Below are 6591 nucleotides of genomic sequence, written 5' to 3' on the forward strand. Positions count from 1 at the left end.
CACCGGACTCAGCGACGAAGAAGGCCTCTGGACCAGGAAAGGCTGGGCCGGACGCAGCTGACACGCCCGAGACATCCACTCTTTCTGGCCGATAACCCGTGGAGCGCGCCTGACCGGCCCGGAAATGCAAGAAACCCGGTCCCATTCGGGACCGGGTTTCTTCGGTATTGGTTGCGGGGGCAGGATTTGAACCTACGACCTCTGGGTTATGAGCCCAGCGAGCTACCGAACTGCTCCACCCCGCGGCACAAGAGGAAACTCTACCACGGGAATCGGGGGCCGTCGAATCGGGGCCGGGATCCCGTGCGTGTCCGCGCGGGATCCCGCACGATGAGAGCGGGGCGGCCCGGAAACCCGGACCGCCCCGCTCTTCGCGCCGCGTGCTACTCGCTGAGCTCCACGAGCTGCTGCACGATCTGGTTGAGCTGGTCGTCGGCCTCGCCGTAGGCGGCGAAGTCGCCGGCCGCAAGCGCGTCGGCCTTCGCCTGGATCGCGACCTGCGCCTGGTCGAGCAGCGTCTGCAGCTCGGTCTTCGGAACGTCGGTCCCACCGTCGCCGGTGCTCCCGTCGCCGGTCCCGCCATCGGCGGGCGGCGTCGTCGGGTCGACCTCGTTGTCACCGGCCGCAGCGCCGGACTCGCCGCCGAAGAGCACGTTGAGCGCTTCGTCGAGCGTGTCCTCGAACGCGATGTCGTCGCCGAACGCGACGAGCACCTTCTGGAGCAGCGGGAACGCCGTGCCGCCCGAGGACTGCACGTAGACCGGCTGGACGTAGAGCAGACCGCCGCCGACCGGCAGCGTGAGCAGGTTGCCGTTGATGACCTGCGACTGGCCCTGCTGCAGGATGTTCAACTGATCGCCGACGACGGGGTCGGAGTCGAACGTGTTCTGCACCTGGCCGGGGCCCGGGATGTTGTCCTCTTCGGGCAGCGTGAGCAGCCTGAGCTTGCCGTAGCCGTCGGCCCGTTCACCGTCGGCGGATCCCGCATCCGAGTCGACCGCGAGGTACCCGCGGAGGACGTTGCGGCTCGAGCCGTCACTCGCCTCCTCGGGGATGAACGTCGAGTAGATGGAGTAGGACGGGGTCTCCTGACCCGGCATCTGCATCGTGAGGTAGTACGGCGGCTGCAGCGTCGACTCGGCGGTGGAGGCCGTCGGGTCGTCGGGGGTCGTCCAGGCGTCCTCGCGGGCGTAGAACGGACCGGCCTGGTCGACGTGGTAGCGCCCGAGGATCGCGCGCTGCATCTTGAAGAGGTCCTCCGGGTAGCGCACGTGCGCCATGAGGTCGCCGCTCATCTCGCTGAGGGGCTGGATGCTCGTCGGGAACACCTTCTGCCACGTCTTGAGCAGCGGGTCCTCGTCGTCCCAGGCGTACAGCTTGACGCTGCCGTCGTAGGCGTCGACGGTCGCCTTGACGGAGTTGCGGATGTAGTTGACCTCGTCGAACGCGAGCGCCGGCGCGACGCCCTGGCTGTCGGAGATGGTCTCCGACATCGAGAGCTGGCGCGAGTACGGGTACTGGTCGGTCGTCGTGTAGGCGTCGACGATCCAGACGATGCGGCCGTCGACGACCGACGGGTACGCGTCGGAGTCCGTCGTGAGGTACGGCGCGACCTTCTGCACCCGCTCGATGGGGTCGCGATCGTAGAGGATCTGCGACTCGTCGTTGACGGCATCCGAGAGCAGGATCTGCTCGGACTGGAACTTCAGCGCGTAGACGAGCTTCGTGAACACGTTGCCGAGCGTCGGCCCGCCTTCGCCCGAGAACGTCGTAGTCTGCTGCGCCTGGTCGTCGCCGCCGCCCGAGGACGGGTAGTCGAGTTCGACCGCCTCGGTGCCTTCGGGGGCGCCGACGATCGAGTAGTCCGGCGAGGACTCGCCGAAGTACACGCGCGGCTCGAAGTCGCCGAGCGATCCCGCCTGCGGGATGCCCGACTGGAGGAAGACCGGCTGCCCGTTGCTCTGGCGCTGGTTGCCGGCCGCCGCGACGAGGCCGTAGCCGTGCGTGTAGACGATGTGGGTGTTCACCCAGCTCTGCGCGTCGCCGAGGTTCGAGAGATCGAGGTCGCGGACCGCGACGATCGTGTCCTGCGACTGGCCGTCGATCGTGTAGCGGTCGACGTCGAGGTCGTTCTCGAACTGGTAGTACTGGCGGAACTGCTGGAGCTGCTGGAACGCCGGGCTGATGATCTGCGGGTCCATGAGGCGGATGCTCGCCGTGGTCTCGGCGTCGGCGCGCAGCGCGCCCGGCTCCGCGACGGTCTTCGCGTCGTAGGGGATCTCCTCGAGATCGGCGACCCCGTACGCCTCTCTCGTGCCGTCGATGTTGCGCTGGACGTACTCGCGCTCGAGCTGCGGCTCGGACGGCACGACCTGGAAGCGCTGCACGACCCACGGGTAGAGCGTGCCGATGATGAGCGCGGAGATGACGAGGAGCACCGTGCCGATGACCGGGAGACGCCAGCGGCCCATGATCGCCGTCAGGAAGAACGCGAGCGCGACGATCGCGGCGATGCCCGCGAGGATCTGCCGGCCCGGGATGACCGCGTGGACGTCGGTGTAGGCGGCACCGGTGATGAGGTCGCCCGTCTGCGTGAGCGTGGCGTACTGATCGAACCAGATCGAGACCGCCTGCACGAGCAGGTAGAGGCCCGCCATGATCGCGAGCTGGATGCGCGCCGCCTTGGCGACGATGACCTCGCGGCCCGAGATGCGGATGGCGCCGTAGAGGTAGTTCGTGGCCGCGACGAGGAGCGTCGCGAGCAGCAGCACCGCGGAGGTGAAGCCGATGACGCCGCGCCAGAACGGCAGGTCGAAGACGTAGAACCCGAGGTCGAAGCCGAACTGCGGGTCGGCCTCGCCGAACGGCGTGCGGTTCAGCCACATGAGGACGCCCTGCCAGTTGGACTGGGCCGTCACACCGCCGAAGATGCCGAGCACGACCGGGATGCCGTACATCGCCAGGCGGCGGAGAGGCTCGAAGACCTCCTGATAGCGGTCGAGCTGCGAGTTGAGCTTCGCGTAGACCGGTCGCGTGCGGTACGCGATCTGGATGGCTCCCCAGATCGGCAGCGCCATGGCGACGAACCCGATGAGGAACAGCACGATGCGCGTGATCCACTCGGTGGTGAGCACCGGCAGGAAGCCGAGTTGGTCGTACCACAGCCAGTCGGCGTAGACGCCGGCGAACGCGAAGAACGCGATCACGAGCACGGCGACGACCGCGATCGTGATGGCGAGCGGCGCGCGGCGTCGTCTCGGGCTGGGATCCTGCGTCTGGTCGGTCAACGTCGTCCTTCAGCTCGGGGGCGGAGTGCCCATTCATCCTATGGCCGCCCGTGGTCCGCACGGCCGGCGAGCCTGTGCGTCCGCCGGGGGTTCGGTCACGGTTCGGCTTCGCCGACGCTCAGGAGGCGAGCGGCGGCTCGGCGCTCAGCCCGCGGTGCAGGTCGGCAGCGCGTCGAGGTCGCCGCCGTCCGCGACCGCCTCGATCGCCGCCTGCGCGTCGTCGAGGGTGTCGACGGAGAACACCCGCAGCCCGTCGGGCACATGGCCGACGACCTCGTCGCAGTTGGACTCGGGCGCGAGGAACCACTCGGCGCCGGCGTTCAGCGCGCCGAACATCTTCTGGCGGATGCCCCCGATCGGGCCGACGTTGCCGGAGGAGTCGATCGTGCCGGTGCCGGCCCAGTTCTCGCCGCCGGTCATCGCGCCCGGAGTGAGCTCGTCGATGATGCCGAGCGCGAACATCTGCCCGGCGCTCGGGCCGCCGACGTCGTCGAGGCGCAGTTCGACGTCGATCGGGAACTCGTAGTGCATCGTCACGCCCACGCCGAGGACGACGACGCCGTCCTGCTCGACCGGGGTCACCTGCACGGTCTGCTCCGTGCCGTCACGCACGATGCCGAGGTCGGCGGGCGCGTCGGTGCCGTGGGCGGCGACCGCCGCCCGCAGCGCGCTGATGTCGTGCACCTCGGTGCCGTCGACGCTGCGGATGACATCGCCCTCCTGCAGGAGGCCCGTCGCGGGCGAGTCGTCGAGCACGCCGGCGACGGTGACGTCCCGCACCACGTCGAGGTCGAGCGCCACGAGCGCCGCCGCGATGGCGTCCTGCTGCGAATCGACCATCGCGGCCTGGTTCGCGGCATCCTGCTCGTCGGGGTCGACGTCGGAGGGATAGACCGACTCGAGGGGCACGATCGTGCGCTCGGGGTCGACCCAGGCGCCGAGGAGATCGAGCCAGTTCGGAGTGTTGCCCGGACGGCCGACGACCGAGACCGTCAGGAGACGCAGCTCGCCCTCCGTCGGGTACGTGTCGGCGCCCTCGATCGAGATGAGCGGCACCTCGCTCTCCTCGCCGTCGTCGTCGACGTGCGGCGCGGTGCCGAGCGTGTCGAACGTCGGCCCCGGCTGCTCGATGACGTACGGCGACGGGGTCACGACGAAGACGAGCGCGACGGCGGCCGCGATGGCGAACAGCCACCAGCCCGCCAGCCGGCGCTTCGGGATCGGCTTCGACTCGGTCGGTGCCGGATCCTCGCTGAAGAGCGCCATCGGGTGTCCTCCTGGAGGGCTGTTCGCGACCGGCGGACGCGAGTTCGGTTGCAGTGCCGCTTCGACGGGTGCGTCGCCGATCGACTCGATTAGCGTAGGGGGAAAGGACTTGGAGGTGGCTGAGGTGGCCAGCGATCCGGACAACGGCTCCAACCCCGACGACGAGCTGCGCGAACTGCTGCGCAACCTCCTCTCGGGGCAGGGCGGCATCGATCCCTCGCAGCTCGCCGGCGCTGCCGGCCTGCCCGGGGACCCGGCCTCGATCGCGGCGATCTTCTCGCAGCTCCAGGGGGCGATGAACCGGGCCGACGACGGGATCGACTGGTCCACCGCACTCCGCCAGGGCGAGCAACGCGCCGCGGCCGAGCAGCGTCAGCTCTCCGACGACGAGCGCGCCAGGCTCGATCAGGCCCTCGGACTCGCCGGGCTCTGGCTCGACGAGGCCGTCGAGCTCGGTCCGCTCGCCACGACGCCCGAACTGCTCACGCGTCGCTCGTGGGTCGCCGCGTCGATGCCGGTGTGGACGCAGCTCGCCGAACCGGTCGCCGGCTCGATCGCGGACGCCCTCACCGGGGTCATGCAGGAGCAGGCGCCCGAGGAGCTGCAATCGATGCTCCAGGGCGCGGGCCGCATGATCCGCGCCGTCGGCGGCACGCTCTTCGCGATGCAGCTCGGCCAGGTCGTCGGGGAGCTCGCCACCGAGGTGGTCTCCGGCGGCGACATCGGCATCCCCGTGCTCGAAGACGGCCGCGCGGCGCTGCTGCCGCAGAACGTCGCCGAGTTCGGCGACGGCCTCGACATCCCGACCTCGGAAGTCGAGCTCTATCTCGCCGTGCGCGAGCTCGCCCATGCGCGGCTCTTCAAACACGCCCGCTGGCTGCGGCTGCGCTTCCTGACGGCCGTCACGGAGTTCGCCCAGGGCATCGCCGTCGACACGTCGCGCCTCGAAGAGCTCGCGTCGGACTTCGACCCGAGCAACCCCGAGGCGCTCCGCGACGCCGTCTCCAGCGGCACCCTCATCCTCCCCCGCAGCGACTCGCAACAGCGCGCGCTCGATCGCATCGAGACGCTCCTCGCGCTCATCGAGGGCTGGGTGGATGTCGCGACCGCCGCCGCAACGAGCCGACTGCCGCACCGCGATGCGATCGCCGAGACCATCCGACGCCGTCGCGCGTCGGGCGGCCCCGCCGAATCGGCCCTCGCGACGCTCGTCGGTCTCGAACTGCGGCCGCGACGACTCCGCGAAGCCGCCGCGATGTGGACGGCCGTGACCGAGGCCGTCGGCGTCACCGCCCGCGACGGGCTCTGGGCGCACCCCGACCTGCTGCCGACCGCCGACGACCTCGACGAGCCCGCGCGCCTCGTGGCACGGCTCACCGGGTCCGACACGCTCACGACGAGCGCCGACGACGAGTTCGACCAGGCGCTCGAGGCGCTGCTGCGCGGCGAGACGCCCACCCTCGACGAGCAGGCTGCCGCGGCCGGCGATGACGTCGAGGTCGACGAGTTCGAGATCGACCTGCGCGACGGCGAGGACGTCGACGGCGAGGACGACGAGGACGACGCCCCGGGGGGCGACGGCCCCGTCCGCTGAGGCGGCGACCCCTCGCCGACGGCGCGGGGATGTGGAGGAACGGCGGACGGTCGGTGGACCGGTTGCGCGGCCGCGGGGTTCGAACGACGACGCTGCCGGGCATGGCCCCGCGCATCGACCCCCGCTTCCCGCTCGTCTGGCGCAGTCCCGATGAACTCCAACTCGGGTCCGTGCCGGCGGCCGCGGTCATCGGATGCGCCGACGACGCCGTGCAGGGGCTGCTGAGCGCCCTGCGCGCGGGTGCCTCGCGTCCCGCGCTCGAGGGCATCGCCGGGGCGCTCGGCGCCGCGACCGGCACCGTGGACCGGCTGCTCGAGGACGTCCGCGGCGCGCTCGACCCGGCGTGGATCGACGTCGACCCCGCCGACGGCGCCGGCGCCGTCGCGAGCGGCACGGCGCGGCGACGCCGCCCGCGGCGGCCCCGGATCGCGGTCGACGGCGACG

General features: G+C 70.7%; 3 protein-coding genes, 1 tRNA gene and 1 pseudogene. 2 read left to right on the top strand and 3 right to left on the bottom strand.

Annotation, left to right across the window (positions count from 1 at the left end; translation table 11 throughout):
* Positions 1-168: 168 nt before the first annotated feature.
* The 3 genes from GB864_RS17555 to GB864_RS17565 all read right to left on the bottom strand — a co-directional run bounded on the left by GB864_RS17555 (position 169) and on the right by GB864_RS17565 (position 4553).
* Positions 169-245: transfer RNA gene (locus GB864_RS17555), tRNA-Met, on the bottom strand.
* A 138-nt stretch (positions 246-383) separates the two neighbouring features.
* Complete coding sequence (locus GB864_RS17560) at positions 384-3287, bottom strand: UPF0182 family membrane protein (RefSeq protein ID WP_160426986.1); 2904 nt, start codon at positions 3285-3287, stop codon at positions 384-386.
* A gap of 144 nt (positions 3288-3431) precedes the next feature.
* Positions 3432-4553: a YlbL family protein gene (locus GB864_RS17565; protein ID WP_160426987.1), complete on the bottom strand. Its 1122-nt coding sequence runs from the start codon at positions 4551-4553 to the stop codon at positions 3432-3434.
* Positions 4554-4677: 124 nt separating this feature from the next.
* On the opposite strand from GB864_RS17565, the gene GB864_RS17570 reads away from it, so the two are divergent.
* Together GB864_RS17570 and GB864_RS17575 are read left to right on the top strand one after the other, a co-directional pair.
* Positions 4678-6147 carry a zinc-dependent metalloprotease gene (locus tag GB864_RS17570; RefSeq protein ID WP_336604071.1) on the top strand — a complete coding sequence of 490 codons (1470 nt, stop codon included), beginning with the start codon at positions 4678-4680 and terminating at the stop codon, positions 6145-6147.
* 101 nt (positions 6148-6248) lie between these two features.
* A pseudogene (locus GB864_RS17575) lies at positions 6249-6591 on the top strand (TOMM precursor leader peptide-binding protein); the annotation flags it as partial.

The organism is Agromyces seonyuensis, from assembly GCF_009789225.1.
GTDB lineage: Bacteria > Actinomycetota > Actinomycetes > Actinomycetales > Microbacteriaceae > Agromyces > Agromyces seonyuensis.